Here is a 17057-nt window from a genome sequence, read left to right as displayed (position 1 = left end):
CTTGTAAATGTCTTCAGCAAAATTCAAACTTGTATTACAATTTTTCTGCAAGCACACATAATGGGTGAAATAGCTGTGGTAAAATACTCTATTAAGCTAAAAATTATTGGGCAGCGTGCCATTATCTACGCATTGGCAACAGCAGGATTTTTAGTCAATCCCTGGTGGAGTGTGACAGCTACAGCCCAAATTGACCCAGATGCAACTCTAGGCAATGAAAATTCCCAATTAACGCCCAATGTTACCATCAATAATCTGCCGGCGAAACGTATAGATGGGGGTGCGATTAAAGGTAACAATCTTTTTCACAGCTTTCGAGAATTTAATATCAACGAAGGGGAAAGAGTTTATTTCCATAATCCCAATGGCATTAGTAATATTTTCACCAGAGTCACAGGTACGAATTCATCGCAGATTTTAGGAACCCTTGGTGTGACTGGGAATGCTAACCTGTTTTTGATTAATCCGCATGGGATAATTTTTGGTCAAAATGCCAGATTAGATATTGCAGGTTCCTTAATTGCTAGTACTGCGAGTGGGATCAATTTTGCCGATGGATTTAAATTCACTACATCTCATCAGCAATCAAATCCCCTGTTGACAGTTAGCATTCCCACTGGTTTGCAATTGGGAGAAAATCCCCAAAAAATATTAGTCCAAGGAGATGGTAAAGGGATTAGAACTAGTAACTCTCCTGTAGTAGATGTAACTAATGGTTTGCGGGTAGGAAGCGATCGCACTCTTGCTTTAGTAGGCGGCAATATCGATTTTACAGGTGGTACACTGAAAACAGCCGGAGGTCGGATTGAATTAGGTAGTGTTGCTGGCTCTGGTTTAGTTAGTCTCAATGCTGTAGAACAAGGTTTTGCTTTAGGTTATGCAGATGTGAGCAAATTTGGGGACATCCAATTTTCTCGAAGTACTGCTGTCGATGCTAGTGGTTTGAGTGGTGGTACAATTAATATCCGTGGCAGAAAATTAACAATCACAAATGGTTCGCAAATTGAAGCTACTACCCTTGGTGTGGGTACAGGAGGGAAATTAACGGTAACTGCATCAGAGTTAGTCGAGTTGAGGGGTACATCATCGGAAAACCGCCCCAGTTCCTTATCTACTGATAATCGTGATAGTGGAACAGTACCTGGAGAATTGACAATTAATACTAGACAATTAATCCTGCAACCAGGAGGACGAATATCAGCAAGTAATTCTGATACTGGATTAGGCGGAACTATTACTGTTAACGCTGATGAGCTTGTAGAATTGATTGGTACTTTCACCAGTTCAGGTGGATTGCGTTCTAGTGGATTATCGATTCAAACCACAGGTAGGGGAAATTCTGGTAACTTAATCATCAATACCAAAAAATTATCTATTCGAGAAGGGGCAGAAATTTCTGCTTCTACCTATGGCGCAGGTAATGGAGGCAATATTATCATTAACGCCTCGGAAATTGTGGAATTAAAGGGGATCTCCAACAGCAGGAATACGCTCCTTCCCAGTAGAATTGTGGCTGAGGCTGGCAATAATATTCGAGAAGTTAATCGCAACGCACCCTCAGCGCCAGTCACAGGAAAAGGGGGTAATCTTGCCATCAATACTCGACAATTAACTATTCAAGATGAAGCCAGACTGACTGTTAGTAGTCGCAGTGAAAACCGCAATGCTCAAGGTGCAGGCACATTAGACGTGAAAGCTAGTAATATTTTACTGAACAATCAAGGACAAATTGCGGCTACAACCTTTATTGGTCAAGGTGGGAATATCAAACTGGCAGCTCAAGACTTTTTAGTCCTGCGTCGCCATAGTACAATATCTACCACAGCAGGCACAGCTAGAGCTGGTGGTGATGGTGGCAATATTGATATCAACACAGATTTTATCGTCACTGCTCGTGGTGAAAATAGCGATATCACAGCTAATGCGTTTAGAGGTAGTGGGGGTAAGGTCAATATTACAGCCCAAAGTATTTTTGGGATTAAGCCTCTGAGTCGTCAAGAACTACAAACCTTATTAGCAACAGATAATCCAGACGCAATCAATCCCAGCCTATTGTTGAGTAATGATATCACGGCGATTTCTCAACAAAGTCCTTCCTTAAGTGGTCAGGTAACACTTAACACACCAGAATCAGACCCCTCAAGCGGACTTGTCGAACTAACAACAGATATTGTGGATGTTTCTGGTTTAATTAATCAAAATCTCTGTGTCGCCGCTAGTCAAGGCAGTGAATTTATCATCACCGGACGTGGGGGTTTACCGCCCTCTCCTTATGAAATTCTTAACCTGAATACTGGGTGGGAAGATTGGCAAATAAGTGAGTTGGCAAGTAGGAGTGTGCAGAAAAAAAATTCTCAATCTCATACTCCTAATGCTTTACTCCCTACTCGCATTACTGAGGCTCAAGGTTGGGTGAAAAATTTAGATGGTACTGTAATTTTGACATCTCAACCTGTAGTTTCTACACCGCAAGGTACTTGGTTAAGTCATCCAACCTGCCAACATAATTAATTTTGTTGTCTGTTAATATCTTGCAAATCAAGTGCATAGTTTAATCGTAAAACATTGACTCCTGGCTCACCAAATATCCACAAAAATCTGCCATCTGTGTATTTATTAATTAAAGTGAGAATTTCATCTTCTTTCACACCACGAGCGCGGGCTACTCTTTCTAATTGTTGTCTGGCTGCTGGGAAAGAAATATGCGGATCTAAACCTGAGCCAGAGGTGTAGATTAAATCCGCAGTTGGTTGAATATTTTCATCGCGGAGTTGATTGGCTGCTTCGACAATGCGGTTGAGTAATTCGGGATTGCTGGGAGCGAGGTTGCTAGCACCAGAAATTCCTGTGGGTTTGGCTTTTCTACCTTGACTGTAACGGACTGCACTAGGGCGACTGTGGAAGTATTTTTCCGATGTAAATACTTGCCCAATTAACTCAGAACCAATTGATTCGGCTTGGAGATTTTTCCTGATGCTACCGTTAGCTTGGAAGGGGAATAAACCTTGACCGATGACTAAAATGGCGAGAGGATAAATGATGGCTGTGATTAACCAAAGTACTAAAGTAATGCGAATTGCTTTAATAATTTCTCTAATGAAAGACATAGGAAATATACCGTAAGAATAAATAGGGTTTTTTAAAATCTTTCTGGCTGAAAAATAACTGTAAATAAGTAAATAATTAAGGCTAAAATCACTACTCCTAAGATGCTAACAGCCCAAGTGGAGGTACGATTTAAGGTGATGCTGGTGGTGGCGTGAACGGCTGGGGGCATGAGCAGATGTAAGGTAAAAATTAGAGCGATCGCTTTTATATCTATTTTCATGGGTTTGGGGCGGTTTCAGTTGATTGCTTGCCATGTTGGCATTTTTTTAAACGCAGAGGGGGAGGAGGTAAGCACGGAGGTACGCGGAGTTGTTATTAAGTGAGTCCGATGAGGGTGATGAGTACATCGATTAATTTAATGGCGATAAATGGGGTGATGATGCCGCCTAAGCCGTAGATTAAGATGTTGCGTTGGAGTAATTGATTGGCTGTGAGGGGGCGAAATTGTACACCTTTTAAGGCTAGGGGAATGAGGGCGGGGATAATTAGGGCATTGTAGATGAGGGCTGAGAGTACAGCAGAATTGGTACTCGTTAAGTTCATAATGTTGAGGCTTTGCAAATTCGCTGCGGCAAAGATGACGGGAATAATGGCAAAGTATTTGGCTATATCATTGGCGATGGAAAATGTGGTTAATGCGCCACGGGTGATGAGCAATTGTTTGCCGATGCTGACAATATCAATCAGTTTTGTGGGATCGGAGTCTAAATCTACCATGTTGGCTGCTTCTTTGGCAGCTTGTGTACCTGTGTTCATGGCGACACCAACATTGGCTTGGGCGAGGGCTGGTGCGTCGTTGGTTCCGTCTCCTGTCATGGCGACGAGTTTACCTTGGGCTTGTTCTTGTTGAATGACGCTGATTTTGTCTTCTGGGGTGGCTTCGGCGATGAAGTCATCAACTCCAGCTTCTTTGGCAATGACGGAGGCTGTAATGCGGTTGTCGCCGGTAAGCATGACCGTACGTACACCCATACGACGTAATTGATCGAAACGCTCTCGAATCCCGGATTTAACGATGTCTTTGAGATAGATAACACCGTAGATTTCGTTATCTAAGCAAACAGCCAAGGGTGTACCGCCTAGTTGGGAAACTCTTTCGTAGGCTGTATCTAATTCTGGGGTGATGCGGCCATTACGCGATCGCACAAACCCTTGAATTGCTCCTACTGCGCCTTTCCGGGCTTCTCTGCCACCGGGTAGATTAGTTCCACTCATGCGGGTTTTGGCGGAAAAGGCAATTCCCTGGGCTTGATTGTAGTCGAAATCAAAGTGTATACCTAATTTTTCGGCTAGGCGGACAATAGATTTACCTTCTGGTGTATCGTCAAAGACGCTAGCAGCCCAAGCAACACTGGCTACTTCTTCGACTGTGTGAGCATTAATCGGGATAAATTCTTCTGCCAAGCGATTACCAAGGGTAATTGTGCCTGTTTTGTCAAGTACTAAGGTATTAACATCACCGCAAGCTTCCACTGCCCTGCCAGAGGTGGCAATAACGTTAAATTGGGCAACTCTATCCATGCCGGCAATCCCAATGGCACTGAGTAAGCCGCCGATGGTAGTGGGGATCAGTGCGACTAATAAAGCAACCAAGGTCGGGACATCGACGGGAGTATCGGCGTAGTAAGCAAATGCCGGGATGGTGGCAACAACGAAGAGAAAGACTAAGCTTAAAACGGCAAGTAATACTGTTAAGGCAATTTCATTCGGTGTTTTTGTCCGTTCTGCACCCTCGACTAAAGCAATCATGCGGTCAATAAAACCTTTACCTGGGTCAGCAGTTACCCGGACAATTAATTCATCCGAGATAATCCTTGTACCACCAGTCACAGAACTGGCAATATCGGAACCGGATTCTTTCAAGACTGGTGCAGACTCTCCCGTAATTGCCGATTCATCGACGGAAGCAACACCCATCATTACTTCCCCATCGGCGGGAATAATATCACCTGCAACTACATATATAGTGTCACCCTGTTTGAGACTGGTGGAGGGAACTTGTGTAACTGTACCGTCGGGGGCAAGTTGTTTAGCTAAAGTCTCAGATTTGGTGGAACGCAAAGCATCGGCTTGAGCTTTACCTCGTCCCTCAGCTACAGCTTCGGCAAAGTTAGCAAACCAAACTGTGAAGAATAAAACCCCTGTTAACAAGCCGTTGAATAGTTGGGGGTTTTTCTGCTGAGTGGGGCCAAATAGTTGGGGATCAATAGTGACGGAAAAAGTAACCAGCGTCCCTACCCAAACCAAAAACATCACTGGATTTCTAATGGCAGATTGGGGATTGAGTTTAACAAAAGCATCCCGAATTGCTCTGAGGTAGAGTCCCTGAGTTTTGATTTTAGCTCTTTTGTGTGTTTGACGGCGATCGCCTGGACGAGAACGGGGGGGTTTAGATTTGGGGGTAGGTGCGGTTGGGTTCATGTTTGGGAGTGAGGGAGTGCTGAGTGCTGTTAGCGGTAGCGGGGCGTTTAGCCCGTGCTGAGTAAAGAGTGAAAAGACTTGTTTTTAGTCTTTAGCTTCTAGCTGCTAACCCCCGGCGGCTAGTTTAAAACCTTCGGCGATGGGGCCTAGTGCTAGGACGGGGAAGAATGTTAGCACACCTAAAATTAGGACTATGCCGGCGGTGACGGTGGTAAATACTAGGGAGTCGGTTTTGAGTGTGCCGGGGGTTTGGGGTACGGTTTGTTTGCGAGACATACTATCAGCTAGTAATAGCATGGCAATAATGGGAATGTATCTACCTACGAGGATGCTGACACAAGTGCTGATATTCCACCACAGAGTATTGTCTGTCAATCCTTCTAAACCAGAACCATTATTGGCACTGGCTGAGGCGTATTCATAAACTACTTGGGAAATGCCATGATAGCTGGGGTTGGTGATGCCGGAGAGAGAAAACGGGTAAGCTAGGGCGATCGCACTGGGAATTAAGACGACAATGGGGTGAATGAGTAAGATGACGCTCGCCAGGACGATTTCTCGTTTTTCAATTTTGCGGCCAAAAATTTCTGGGGTGCGTCCCACCATCAGTCCAGTTAAGAATACGGTGAGAATGAGATATATAAATAGGTACGCTGTGCCTGTTCCCTGTCCACCCCAGATAATTTGCAAAAATAAGTTAAATAATGTGGCAAATAGTCCTTGGGGCATTAAAGAATCGTGCATTCCATTGACTGCGCCGCACATGGTAGCGGTTGTCATCACTGCCCAAAGTGCTGTTTGGGCCCAACCAAAGCGCAGTTCTTTCCCTTCTAAATTCGGTTGTTCTATGCCCAATGTGCTATTTACCAAAGGATTACCCTGTAGTTCGCCACTGGCTGCTGTCCACACAAGAACGACAAATACAATAAACACCATCCAGAATAATAGCCAAGCTTGTTTGATATTTTTAGCAAACACGCCGTAAGTGTAAATCATCGCGGCTGGGATGGCAATCATAGCGATGATTTCCAGGAAATTAGTGGCAGCGTTGGGATTTTCAAAGGGATGGGCTGAGTTAGCCGCAAAAAAACCACCGCCATTTTCACCCAACATCTTAATCATCTCAAAGGAAGCGATCGGCCCTCTGGCGATGTACTGGGTTCCCCCTTCTAGGGTGGTGAGAGTCAAGGTTTCGCCTAATGTTTGCGGTACACCTAGTAGAACTAAAGCGATCGCACCAATTACCGACATGGGCAATAATATTCTGGTGATCCCACGGGTGAGATCAACGTAAAAGTTTCCCAGTTTTTTGCCTGTTAATCCCCGAATAAAGGCAATTCCCACCGCTAAACCTGTAGCGGCTGAGGTAAACATCAAAAAGCCCAAGGCTGCTACTTGGGAGAAGTAACTCAGGGTTGTTTCACCAGCATAGTGTTGCTGGTCGGTGTTGGTGACAAAAGAAACTACAGTATGTAAAAGTGTGTCCCATCCAGGCGCACTGAAACCGTTAGGATTCCAGGGTAATAGTCGCTGATAATATATCAGTGAATATACTAAAATACCCATCAACAGGTTAGTGTAGATGATGGCGCGGATATACTGCCAACCCGTCATCTCATCTTTATCTTTAGTGCGGACACCAGTTAAGACATAGATACTGCGTTCGATGGGGTTCATTAAAGGATCAAGTAGAGTCCTTTCTCCCAGAAACACACGTGCTATGTATCTCCCCAAAACAGGGGTAATCGCTATGACAACACACAGCGTTAAGCCAATCTGTAACAAACCTTGTCCCATTTATTTCCCACTCAATTTTAAGGCGATACTATAAAACTAATTCTTGGATATAAAAAATAACCTACTGATTCATCAGATAGTGAGCAATTTGGCAATATTCTATATCACTAGGACTTATGCACTCAACCAAGAAACCTTTATGAGGGTGGTCAATAGTCAATGGTCAATGGTCAATAGTCAATGGTCAAAATCAAGTATTAGTATTAGTAGTATTAGTAGGTTGGGTTAAGCGTAGCGCAACCCAACAGAGATCAGAATGTTGGGTTACGCGAAGCCTCCACCCAACCAACAATTTTATTGCAACTACGACACGGGTCTATTTACCATCAATATATGTAGAGACGTTGCAATGCAACGTCTCTACTGTTTTACATTTAAAATAAATTGGTCTAAATCCTCTGCATCGAATTCACATTAATCTAAGAGCGCTGATTGACAAAATCCCGGCTTTGTGAATTCACCGGGGTTTTGATTACACGTTTGCTTGCTGGCGTTGATAGAGTGACCAATACAAGCCTTTTTGTTGCAGGAGTTGTGCGTGAGTACCACGTTCAGCAATTACGCCTTTTTCTAGCACCAGAATCAAATCTGCGCGCTTCAGAGGAGCAAAGCGGTGGGCAATGAGAAAGACGGTACGGTTAGCAGAAACTGTTTGCAGATTTTGTAGTACCTGCTGTTCGGTTTCACTATCTAAGGCACTAGTAGCTTCATCTAAGACTAAAATCGGGGCTTCGGAGAGAAATAACCTCGCTAAAGCAATGCGTTGTCTTTGTCCCCCCGATAAAGCTGTACCCCGTTCCCCGACGTTTGTTTCGTAACCGTAGGGTAATTGACTGATAAAATCGTGGGCGACGGCTAGTCGGGCTGCTTCTACAACTTGTTCGGCGGTAATATCAGGATTGCCCAGAGTGATATTTTCCAAGATGGAACCGTTAAATAAAAAGTCTTCTTGGAGAACTACACCGATTTGTTGTCGTAGTGAGGCTAAGTCTGCACTTTTAATATCAAAACCATCGATGAGAACCCGTCCTGATTCAATTTGATAGAGTCGTTGCAACAACTTAGACAGGGTACTTTTACCAGAACCACTGCGTCCCACAATACCGACAAATTGTCCTGGTTCGACATTAAAAGAAATACCCCGCAAAACAGGTTCAGTATTAGCTTTATAGCGGAAAAATACTTGCTCAAAAGTAATTTGACCTTTGAGGAGTGGTAATACTAAACCAGTTCCCATTTCGGCTTCTGGGGCAACATTGAGAATATCGCCAATGCGGTCAACAGAAAGTAAGACTTGTTGGAGATTTTGCCACAATTGCACTAGGCGTAAAAGCGGCCCGGTGACTCTGCCAGAGAGCATTTGAAAGGCGATTAATTGCCCGATTGTCAGTTTATGGTCGATGACTAATTTAGCACCAAACCACAAAATTAATAAGGAGGAAAAATTAGTGAGAAAGTCACCAATATTACTGCTAATATTAGATGTTGTGGAGGCTTTAAAACCAGTCCGCACAAACCGAGCAAATAAACCTTCCCAGCGATCGCGTGCGACTGATTCAGCCGCATGAGCTTTGACAGAATGAATACCTGTAACCGTTTCTACCAAGAACGATTGACTGTCAGCATTGCGGTTAAAGGTTTCGTTGAGCCAGTTACGTAAAATTGGTGTCGCAACTATGGTCAGTGTGGCAAACAAGGGTAGCACTGCCAACGCCACAAAAGTTAGGGGAATATTGTAATAAAACATCAATGCTAGATAAACGACGGCAAAGATGCTATCTAAAATTACCGTTAAGGCTGTACCTGTAAGAAACTGACGAATTTGTTCTAGTTCTTGGACTCTGGCTACTGTATCACCCACCCGCCTGGACTCAAAATAAGCCAAGGGCAACCGCATCAGGTGACGAAATAATTGTGCTGATAAGCTTAAATCTAAACGTCGGGCTGTGTGGGTAAAAATAAATAATCGTAAAATCCCCAATACAGCTTCAAATATAGCAACTAACAAAAGGGCGATCGCCATGACATCGAGAGTGGGCAAACTCTCCTGCACCATGACTTTATCAATCACAACCTGAGTAATTAATGGCGTGCCTAAACCCAATAATTGTAAAGTGAAAGATGCGAGTAATACTTCTGCTAACAGTTTGCGATATTTCCAAACGGCTGGTGTGAACCAGTTGAGGTTAAATTTTTCTTGTTGAGATATCAGTTCTACTTGCCACAACTTACCATCCCAGCACTGTTCAACTACTGACTGTGGGACAGTTTCACAAATATTATCAGGATTTAAGGGATTAGCGATAATTAGGCGATCGCCTTTCACCCCATAAACCACCACCCACGACGGATGGGGAACTGACTCAGCTTGCCATTGCAACAAAGCCGGAAAAGACAACTGGCGCAATTCAGCCCAAGTAACTTGTAAGCGTCGCAACACCAAACCTAACTTTTCCCCTGCTTCCACGACTTGTTGAGGATTCTGTCCCCTGAGTTGACGTTGTACCCATTCCAAATTCACCGGATTTTCTAGCTGTTGGGCTGCCATTGTCAAACAAGCCGCAGCAGTATTCCAACTACTCACAAACGGGTAACTTGTTGCAGGTGAAGGACTGGGAGGATTTACCGTCTGTTCTGGAGGTGTTAGCGGCTGTGGCGGTACAGGACTAGCAAAAGCATCCACTTGATTGCCAATTTCTCTGTTTCCCTGACTCCCCAACCCCAACCAAAAATCTTCCATAGCTGGAGTCGAGATTTCTTCCCACAGACTTGTATCCCAACAAGCCAGTATTACCTCCTTACTAGCAGCTACAGCTTTATATTCTCCCGGTAGTTTTTGTAAGTCACCAAACCAATCACCTACTTGTAAGGCTGTCAAAGGCTGGTTAATCCCTTCTTGGCGCAAGCGGACTTTACCAGCAACAATGAAAAACTGATAACCGCCGACTTCACTTGACCAAATTTTTTCTCCCAGTCGATAACGACGGATTTCTAGACGTTCTTCTAATTGAGCTTTTTGTTCAGGAGTGAGACAATTGAGAGGTGGTTGAGTCCAAGGTATAGAAGCTAGCACGTTTATTCTCAGCGATTCATTATTTTGAAGTTTTAACTCACTTGCAATTTGACTGTCAGCTTTTGGATTTTCTCTGCTAGCCATTTCTCAAATAACTCATTTTGTAATGCTTGCTGGAGTTGAGTATCATCCAAAGACGCTGGCAGAAATTGTTCGACACGAAACAAACCGTAACGTCCTTCAATGTCAATCGGCCCAACTAACTGTCCAGGGCTAGCAATATCAATAGCTGCTCTTAATATATCTGGCATAGTTCCGCGACTGATAGGCCCCATCATGCCATTGACAAGGCGATCGTCCAATAAGGAATACTCTTTCGCTAATTGTTCAAAACTACCTCCTTCTTCGATTTGTAACTGCAATTCTTCAGCTAGTTCTCGACTTTCTACGACAATCCGGGAAAGTACCACTCGATCCAAGAAAATTTTACGTTCAATAAAGTATTCTGGCAATTTAGCTTCTGTCACTAACGTTTTCAATTTTTCTAATTTAAAATTGAACGTAATTGATCCGTGGAATTTCGGATAGTCCATCCCATTATTTCTTAACCACTCCTGGAAAACATCAGGGTCAGCTAGTTGATTTTTCAGCCGAAAATCAATTACTGTTTGTTCAATGAGTGCCGGATTAATTTCCACATCCTCTCGCGTCTGGATTTCTTGCTCAATCACATACTGACGCAACACATCACCGATAAATTGCGCCAATTTCCCTGAAGATTGTAAGTATTTTACTGTTTGTTCCACAGAAATTGGTTGGTCATCAATACTCAAAAACGATAAAGTTTCCATCACCTAACCTCGTAAAAGCAGCTAACAATTTTATAGACCATGAATAAATAATGGCAACTTACAGAAATAAAAATATTTAAAAACAAAATGATTTACTATTTTGATTTTGATTTATCAGATAGTTAAAACAGTTACTTGTAACTATGGGAATCCGATGCGTAGGTAGGCAATAGGTATTGGGTATTGGGTATTGGGTATTGGGGTAGAGGATAACAATTTCTGAATGAATTATGGATAAAAACCCTCTAGCCTCTGTCACCTGTCACCTGTCACCTGTCCCCTATCCCCTGTCACCTATCACCTGTCACCTATCCCCTAATGAAGATAGCAAGTAACATAGCAGCGATCGCCCCAATTAAAGTATTAAGTATATTTACTACTTCATTCGTTAACCAAGTGTATTTAGATTGCAGGGTTGCCCCAATGACGCTTTCTAAATTTGTGGCAATGAAAGCTGCCAATGCACACCAGACAATACCCAATGGTGAAATTAAACCCACACCCCAACCAATAATAGCGATCGCTATTGAAGCCATCACACCAGCCAAGGTTCCCTCCAAACTCACCGCCCCTTCTGTCCCTCGTGGCACTGGTTGCAAAGTAGTAATCAAAAAGGTACTTTTACCATATGCTTTACCAACTTCGCTGGCACAAGTGTCAGACAGCTTGGTACTAAAACTGGCGACATAGCCTAATAACAGTAGGGATTGGGGATTGGTGATTGGGAACTGGTGATGAGGTAGAATTCCGGCATTGAGGATACCAATGCCCATAGCACATAATGCCCCTGTTAAAGCAGAACCCCAGACATTTTCTGGGCCTCTTGCACCCGAACGCTTTTCAGCAATACCCTGCGCTTCTTTTTGGGCCATGCCGATGCGTGTCACACCAGAACCCACTAGAAAATAGAACACTACTACTACATACCCCTGCCAGCCTAAAGTACCCCAAATCAGTATGCCCAATAACCAAGCGTGAAATACTCCTGCAGGAGTCAGCAGTTTTTTTGGAGCAAACCAAACTAGACTCAATAAAATTGTGTTTAGTCCCACTCCTACTAACCAGGGATTCACAGAGCTAATAAATGAGAACATCAGCCAACAACCACGAGTAGTTTAGCCAGGATATCAAACAGAATAACGAATTTTAGCACTCATATGTTTGATTCCCCCTAACCTCCCTAGCCCAAGATCGCAGATTTTATATTCTCTTTACAAGAAAAAATCATCATCAACAGGCAAAATCATCAAAGAATTTTGTCTAGTTACAGTGTTGGTCAATAAGCTACTCATGGAAAATGCCTGAAACCCCTGCAAAAAAGTAATTACGAATTACAGTACTAGGCAATTACAACCAACCAGTCTATTATTTTAACCTTTTGCTAGGAGTTTCTTAAACTAACTAGGATAGTTTGGGGGCAGTCAATCCGAATTAATACTTACGAGGGTATATCTCCAGGTTCTGATTTATATCCTGTTTTGTGATGGCGATCGCCTGATTTCACCACAAAAGCATATTTGCAAATATCGGTATAATCTATGACAACCAATAATCTCACAGTCCGCTTTTCCCAGTTCAATGCTTCCCTCAATCGCAACACTGAAGGACAGCTAGCAACTGATTTATCTACACCTAATAACGCCCAAGCAAAAGCTGTTGCCGAAATTATTCAGCGTGCTAACCCAGATGTACTACTGATTAATGAGTTTGACTATGATGCTAGCAATCCTTTAGCACCAGTTGAACTATTTAAACAAAATTACCTTGCTGTTAGTCAAAATGGGGCAAATCCCGTTGATTATCCCTATGTTTACATCGCTCCCTCAAACACAGGAATTGCTTCTGGGTTGGACTTAAATAATAACGGTATAGCTGTCACCACCCCAGGCGCACCGGGATATGGTGATGATGCTTTTGGTTTTGGTAACTTCCCTGGTCAATTTGGGATGTTGCTCCTCTCCAAATATCCCATCGATACTACTAATATTCGCACTTTCCAGAACTTCTTGTGGCAGGATATGCCAGACTCTCTATTGCCTACTATCGAGACTCCTGGTAGTAATACTCCCTGGTATTCTCTTGAAGAACAAGCCGTCTTGCGTCTATCTTCCAAGAGCCATTGGGATGTACCCATCGAGGTGAATGGTCAAACAATCCACGCCTTAGTTAGCCATCCCACACCCCCAGTGTTTGATACCGCAGAAGACCGTAACGGTAAGCGCAACCACGACGAAATCCGGTTTTGGTCAGATTACATCACCCCTGATAAAGGTGATTACATTTATGATGACAAGGGAAATGAGGGTGGTTTAGCGGCTGGTTCCAGCTTTGTGATTATGGGTGATCAAAATGCCGACCCCTACGACGGTGATAGTTTTGATCACGCCGTTCAGCAACTATTACAGAATCCCAACATCAATACCAATTCCATTCCCACCAGTGCCGGTGCGGTTCAACAATCAGCTTTGCAAGGTGGGACAAATGCCACCCACCAGGGAAACCCCGCTTTCGACACCGCCGACTTTAATGATGCAGGTTCAGGTAACTTGCGAGCCGATTACGTCCTACCCTCCACAGATTTACAGATTACCAACTCTCAAGTTTACTGGCCTGTAAACACTGACCCAGCCTTTACGCCTGTAGGGACTTTCCCCTTCCCCAGTTCCGACCATCGTTTAGTGTGGGTGGATGTAGAAGTGGGTGCAACGGAAGCTGGAAAAACTATTCCTGATGTGGATTTTCAAGGACAAACCACTTTCCCCACTGGCTTTATTCCTACTGGGGCTGCTGGCTTAGTGAATGGGGTGGAAATTCCGGTAGGTGGGTTGTCTGGTGTGACATATGATGCAGCGAATAATCGCTACTATGCCATCTCAGACGATCGCTCGCAAATAGCTCCAGCACGTTTTTATACCTTTAATACTAATAATAATGGGGTGACTTTTACCGATGTCACTACCCTCAAAGATGTTAACGGTAATACCTTCCCCACAAATAGCCTTGACCCAGAAGGAATTGCTTTGACCAATCAGGGGACAGTATTTATCTCCTCTGAAGGTGAAGCAAATCCTAGTGCTGGTCGTGTTACCAATCCCTTTATCAAAGAGTTTTCCTTAACCACAGGACAAGAAGTGCGATCGCTCCTTGTTCCCACTAAGTTTTTACCAGTCGTCGAAGATACCAACGGTAACGGTACTGTTGATGCGGGTGATACGCAAACATCAGGTGTTCGTAATAACCTAGCTTTTGAAAGCCTCACCATCACACCAGACCAAAAGACTCTCTTCACCGCGACCGAAAATGCCTTATTTCAAGATGGGGCGCGGGCTTCTTTAGATAGTGGTAGCCGTTCTCGCATCTTGCAATACAATCTCGTTAGTGGTCAGCCAGAGAAAGAATACCTCTACAACACCGATACCATTGCCGGAACACCTGACCCAGCTACAGGTTTTAGTGATAATGGATTAGTAGATTTATTAGCCATTGATAACCGTGGCACTTTGTTAGCCTTGGAACGCTCATTTGTGCAAGGTTTGGGGAATACCATCAAAATCTACGAAGTTTCTCTCCAAGGTGCAACCGACATCAGCACCATTAACTCTCTAGATAGTTTGAGTGCAGCCGAATTTGCCGCTATTCAACCAGCCCAAAAACGCTTACTGTTAAATCTCAACGACTTGAACTTACCCAATAGCGACGGCAATCATCCCACGGGACTTGATAATGTAGAAGGTCTAGCCCTTGGCCCGAAACTAGCTGATGGTCGCCAATCGATTTTACTAGTCAGTGACAACAACTTTAGTCAAACGCAATTTACCCAAATCCTCACCTTAGATGCAGAATTAGTTCCCACCGCCGCGCCGACAGTGGAAACTCGTCCTGGTTTATTTGATGATGATGATTCATCCATCCCAGAGATCGACCAGAATGCTGATGCTGATGACCCAGCTATTTATGTCAACGCCAAAGACTCCTCAGCCAGTTTAGTCTTAACCTCGGTTAAAAATGCTGGGTTGCGGGTGTATGACTTATCTGGTAACTTGTTGCAGAGCATTAACCCTGGTGGTATTCGTTACAACAACGTCGATTTACAATACGGCTTTAACTTGGGTGGACAATCTATCGATATAGCCGTAGCGAGCGATCGCCAAAATGATAAACTAGTCATCTTCAAGATTAACCCCAACCCCACCACCCCCGGTCAATATCTCGAAGACATCACCGATAGCAGCATTGGTCAGCTTTTCCAAGGCATACCCTTTAACCCTCCCTATTCTGCCTCATCTCGCAGTGCTTACGGTCTAACTCTCTACCGTAGCCCCAACACCAGTGATTACTACGCCTTTGTCAACCGTCGGCAAACGGGGGATGTCGCCCAATTCAAACTGATAGATCAAGGTAATGGCAAAATTGGTGCGGAACTAGTCAGGAATTTCACTATTCCCACAACTGATGGACGTACCCCACAAACTGAGGGGATGGTGGTAGACCAGCAACTAGGGTATCTCTATATTGGTCAAGAAGATGTAGGTATTTGGAAGTTCCAAGCCGAACCCGATGGCGGGACAACTGGACAGTTGATTGATAAAGTCAAAGCGTTAGGTGGTAAGTATCTCACCGATGATGTGGAAGGATTAACCATCTACTACAGCAATGATGGTACAGGTTATTTACTTGCCTCCAGTCAAGGAGACAATACTTTTGTGGCTTACACCCGCGAAGGTAATAACGCATATCTGGGACGCTTCGGTGTTGGGAATAATGGCTCAATTGACAGCGTCCAAGAGTCGGATGGTGCAGATGTAGTTAACGTTCCCTTGGGGCCAAACTTCCCCTATGGTTTATTTGTAACTCAAGACGGTGCTAACGACCCAGCCAGAATCGTTGATGATGAAAACGTCAACGCTAACTTCAAATTTGTACCTTGGGAAAATATTGCTAACTTATTCCCCACTCCCCTGAAGATTGATACTACCAGCTACAATCCCCGCACACCCTCAGCCCCAGACATTCAATTTGGTTCTACAGGCGATGATGATGTGACACCGCAACTAGGGAAAATCCTGTTGACAGGTGACGGTGCAGACTTTGTAGAGTCCAATGGTGATAACACCATCAGCACTGGCAACGGTGAGGACACAGTAGTTACAGGTAGTGACTCATCTGTCTCCACAGGCAACGGTGATGATACAATCTTCGTCGGTGCAAATGGCCCAGCTAGCAATACAACTGCTAACGGTGGTAATGGTGATGACGAAATTAACGTCATTGAAGCCAGTGGTAGCAATAATCTGTTTGGTGGCGCTGGTGCGGATACGTTAACTATCGTTGAAGGTTCTCGCCAATCATCTTTCGGTGGTTCCGGTAGAGACACCCTCACTAGCAACGGTGATAAGAATCGTCTCTATGGCGGTTCAGGTGATGACAAGCTGTTCTCTAATGTCAATGATTCCCTGTTTGGTGGTGATGGTGACGACGTGCTATTTGCAGGTGCTGGTGGTGGTAATCGTTTGACTGGTGGTGCAGGAATTGACCAATTCTGGATTGCCAATGCTGAGTTACCCACTAGCAAGAATATTGTGGTTGATTTCACCATCGGGATTGACAAAATTGGCCTCGGTGGTACAAGCGTAACGCAATTTAGTGCTTTAACTCTGTTACAACAAGGTAGCGATACTTTGGTGAAGACAGGTACTACTGAGTTGGCTTCACTACTGGGGATTACTTCTACCAGTTTGAGCGCTAACGATTTTGTTTTCGTTGCATAGTTGCCTGAAATCCTTGTAGAGACGTTGCACTGCAACGTCTCTACATTTATTTTCACCAGATTTCTATTGATTGATTAAGTGCGATCGCTCCAATCCATA

The 17057-nt window shown here is 44.0% G+C and carries 9 protein-coding genes; 2 read left to right on the top strand and 7 right to left on the bottom strand.

Translation table 11 applies throughout. From position 1 onward, the window contains the following. Positions 1-75 precede the first annotated feature (75 nt). Positions 76-2511 carry a filamentous hemagglutinin N-terminal domain-containing protein gene (locus FD725_RS01000; protein WP_179046409.1) on the top strand — a complete coding sequence of 812 codons (2436 nt, stop codon included), beginning with the start codon at positions 76-78 and terminating at the stop codon, positions 2509-2511. Here FD725_RS01000 and kdpC read toward each other — a convergent pair. The 7 genes from kdpC to FD725_RS00965 all read right to left on the bottom strand — a co-directional run bounded on the left by kdpC (position 2508) and on the right by FD725_RS00965 (position 12284). Continuing rightward, entirely contained in the window at positions 2508-3107 is a 600-nt protein-coding gene (kdpC, locus tag FD725_RS00995) for a K(+)-transporting ATPase subunit C (RefSeq protein WP_179046408.1), read from the bottom strand. The two genes, FD725_RS01000 and kdpC, sit on opposite strands and share 4 nt — an antisense overlap. A 32-nt stretch (positions 3108-3139) precedes the next feature. Next, the gene (gene kdpF, locus FD725_RS00990) at positions 3140-3328 is read right to left on the bottom strand and encodes a K(+)-transporting ATPase subunit F (RefSeq protein ID WP_179046407.1); all 189 of its coding nucleotides are present in this window, start codon (positions 3326-3328) and stop codon (positions 3140-3142) included. A 95-nt stretch (positions 3329-3423) separates the two neighbouring features. Continuing rightward, the gene (kdpB, locus tag FD725_RS00985) at positions 3424-5529 is read right to left on the bottom strand and encodes a potassium-transporting ATPase subunit KdpB (RefSeq protein WP_179046406.1); all 2106 of its coding nucleotides are present in this window, start codon (positions 5527-5529) and stop codon (positions 3424-3426) included. A 105-nt stretch (positions 5530-5634) separates the two neighbouring features. Continuing rightward, positions 5635-7326 carry a potassium-transporting ATPase subunit KdpA gene (gene kdpA / locus FD725_RS00980; protein WP_179046405.1) on the bottom strand — a complete coding sequence of 564 codons (1692 nt, stop codon included), beginning with the start codon at positions 7324-7326 and terminating at the stop codon, positions 5635-5637. 472 nt (positions 7327-7798) lie between these two features. Next, the gene (locus FD725_RS00975; protein ID WP_179046404.1) at positions 7799-10483 is read right to left on the bottom strand and encodes a type I secretion system permease/ATPase; all 2685 of its coding nucleotides are present in this window, start codon (positions 10481-10483) and stop codon (positions 7799-7801) included. Further along, a complete protein-coding gene (locus tag FD725_RS00970) occupies positions 10432-11190 on the bottom strand; it encodes a peptidylprolyl isomerase (protein WP_179046403.1) in 759 nt (252 codons plus the stop codon). Before FD725_RS00970 ends, FD725_RS00975 begins: the two co-directional genes overlap by 52 nt. 308 nt (positions 11191-11498) lie before the next feature. Continuing rightward, positions 11499-12284 (bottom strand): TIGR00297 family protein, encoded by a 786-nt coding sequence (locus FD725_RS00965; protein ID WP_179046402.1) that lies wholly within the window; start codon positions 12282-12284, stop codon positions 11499-11501. A 444-nt stretch (positions 12285-12728) separates the two neighbouring features. Here FD725_RS00965 and FD725_RS00960 point away from each other — a divergent pair, with 444 nt between their 5' ends. Continuing rightward, the gene (locus tag FD725_RS00960) at positions 12729-16958 is read left to right on the top strand and encodes a phytase (RefSeq protein ID WP_179046401.1); all 4230 of its coding nucleotides are present in this window, start codon (positions 12729-12731) and stop codon (positions 16956-16958) included. The last annotated feature ends 99 nt before the right edge of the window (positions 16959-17057 follow it).

The organism is Nostoc sp. TCL26-01, assembly GCF_013393945.1.
GTDB lineage: Bacteria > Cyanobacteriota > Cyanobacteriia > Cyanobacteriales > Nostocaceae > Trichormus.
This window is presented reverse-complemented; position numbering and strand designations above follow the sequence as displayed.

Bases quoted from the DNA above. Each gene is read 5' to 3' on its own strand.
- FD725_RS00960 (WP_179046401.1), top strand. From the start codon at position 12,729: ATGACAACCAATAATCTCACAGTCCGCTTTTCCCAGTTCAATGCTTCC.
- kdpF (WP_179046407.1), bottom strand. From the start codon at position 3,328: ATGAAAATAGATATAAAAGCGATCGCTCTAATTTTTACCTTACATCTG.
- FD725_RS00975 (WP_179046404.1), bottom strand. From the start codon at position 10,483: ATGGCTAGCAGAGAAAATCCAAAAGCTGACAGTCAAATTGCAAGTGAG.
- FD725_RS00970 (WP_179046403.1), bottom strand. From the start codon at position 11,190: ATGGAAACTTTATCGTTTTTGAGTATTGATGACCAACCAATTTCTGTG.
- kdpA (WP_179046405.1), bottom strand. From the start codon at position 7,326: ATGGGACAAGGTTTGTTACAGATTGGCTTAACGCTGTGTGTTGTCATA.
- kdpC (WP_179046408.1), bottom strand. From the start codon at position 3,107: ATGTCTTTCATTAGAGAAATTATTAAAGCAATTCGCATTACTTTAGTA.
- kdpB (WP_179046406.1), bottom strand. From the start codon at position 5,529: ATGAACCCAACCGCACCTACCCCCAAATCTAAACCCCCCCGTTCTCGT.
- FD725_RS00965 (WP_179046402.1), bottom strand. From the start codon at position 12,284: ATGTTCTCATTTATTAGCTCTGTGAATCCCTGGTTAGTAGGAGTGGGA.